General features: G+C 63.4%; 2 protein-coding genes. Both read right to left on the bottom strand.

Translation table 11 applies throughout. The features are described 5' to 3' along the window. Positions 1–89: 89 nt before the first annotated feature. Positions 90–368 (bottom strand): PTS transporter subunit EIIB, encoded by a 279-nt coding sequence (locus GHO25_RS25580; RefSeq protein WP_153393352.1) that lies wholly within the window; start codon positions 366–368, stop codon positions 90–92. Between the two features lie 2 nt (positions 369–370). Further along, positions 371–1400 (bottom strand): phosphoenolpyruvate--protein phosphotransferase (ptsP, locus tag GHO25_RS25575; RefSeq protein WP_153393349.1); only part of this gene is annotated, 1030 nt, incomplete at its 5' end.

The following is a 1400-nucleotide window of genomic DNA, read 5'->3' as shown; positions in this document are numbered from 1 at the left end:
TCCTATTAAAAGTGTTCGCGATGTCTCCGAACATTGTGTTCGCTATGTCCCCGGTCCATACAGGGAGAGGGTTAGGGAGAGGGCAGTTTTCAGTCGTTAACACCCACCAAATGCACCACACCGCCCGCCAGGGTCATCACCCCCGGCACGCCCGCCAGTCGCAGAGCGTGAGGGTCAACACGTGACGTGTCGTTTAGCTCCACGCGGATGCGGGTCAACGCCACGCGCTGCTCGGACTTGAGGTTGCTGGCTCCACCAAGGGCCGCGATCACCGCGCTCGCCAGCGTCGACACATTGGGGGCGGGCTCATCCGCCACCAGGTCCGGGGTCAGTGCTTTCCAAAAAGCCTGCTGCAATTTTGCAAACATGTTCAGTTCTCCAGCACCAATGAATGAGCAACGTTAGCCGTTTGCGACGGCTGCAAGGCAGCACGCACCTGCTCTGCACTTTCCAGCCCCAGCACCTGCTGCGCCAACACTTGGCAGTCCTTGAGCGTCAGCTCACGAACCCGCGCTTTAATGGTCGGGATCAACGGGACGCTCACCGATAACTCGTCCACGCCCAAGCCGACCAGCAGCGGCACCGCCAACGATTCGGACGCCAGCGCGCCGCACACGCCCACCCACTTGCCGTGGGCATGCGCGGCCTTGACGGTCGTGGCGATCAGGCGCAGTACCGCCGGGTGAAAACTGTCGGCCTGGCTGGCCAGACGCGGGTGGTCGCGGTCCATCGCCAAGGTGTATTGGGTCAGGTCATTGGTGCCAATCGAGAAGAAGTCGACTTCAGGGGCGAACACGTCAGCCATCAGCGCGGCCGCCGGAACTTCAATCATGATCCCAAGCTTGGGCAGCCGGGTAATGCCCAGGCGTTGCGCTTGCTCTTCGAGCAACTGGCGGGCGAGGCGCAACTCGGACACTTGGGTGACCATCGGCAACATAATGTGCAGGCGGGTCAGGTCGGCACTGGCCAGGATCGCGCTGAACTGCTCACGCAGCAGTTCAGGACGCTCCAGACACAGGCGAACCCCGCGCATGCCCAAAAACGGGTTGGCCTCAGGTTCCATCGGCACGTAGGCCAAGGGTTTGTCACCGCCCACATCCAGCGTGCGCACCACCAGGTTGTAGTCAGGGCCAACCGCGCGGGCAATGGCGCTGTAGGTCGCGACCTGTTCGTCGTGGCTCGGCGCGCTGCTGCGCTCCAGGTACAAGAACTCGGAACGCAACAAGCCCACGCCTTCACCGCCCAGGCTCATGCCCTGCTCGGCCTCGGCCAACGAGGCGATGTTGGCAGACACTTCAATGTGCCGACCATCGCGGGTATCCGCCCGCAACGCCGCGTGCGCCAGATCCCGCGCCTGGCGCAGACGCTGCTGCTCGCGCTTGGCCGTCAGCGCTGCAACC

Origin of the sequence: Pseudomonas sp. FSL R10-1350 (genome assembly GCF_009600525.1) — a bacterium.
GTDB lineage: Bacteria > Pseudomonadota > Gammaproteobacteria > Pseudomonadales > Pseudomonadaceae > Aquipseudomonas > Aquipseudomonas helleri.
The sequence above is the reverse complement of the archived record's forward strand: the minus strand, read 5'-3'. Positions and strand labels throughout refer to the sequence as shown.